At 59.8% G+C, this 259-nt stretch carries 1 protein-coding gene; it reads left to right on the forward strand.

Translation table 11 applies throughout. The features are described from left to right. On the forward strand, positions 1 to 259 hold a 259-nt coding region (locus RTX98_RS17235; protein ID WP_312798042.1), incomplete at both ends, for a thiamine pyrophosphate-dependent enzyme.

The following is a 259-nucleotide window of genomic DNA, read 5'->3' on the forward strand; positions in this document are numbered from 1 at the left end:
GGGTCCGATCATCCTGGAGATGCAGACCTACCGCTATCGCGGTCACTCGATGTCCGATCCGGCCAAGTATCGCTCGAAGGACGAAGTGCAGAAGATGCGCTCCGAGCACGACCCGATCGAACAGGTCAAGAACCGCATGATCGAGCAAGGCTGGGCCAGCGAAGAAGAGTTGAAGACCATCGACAAGGACGTTCGCGACATCGTCGCCGACTCCGCCGATTTCGCCCAGACCGATCCAGAGCCGGATGCATCCGAGCTC

The organism is Tianweitania sp. (genome assembly GCF_032053605.1).
Classification (GTDB): Bacteria; Pseudomonadota; Alphaproteobacteria; order Rhizobiales; family Rhizobiaceae; genus Tianweitania.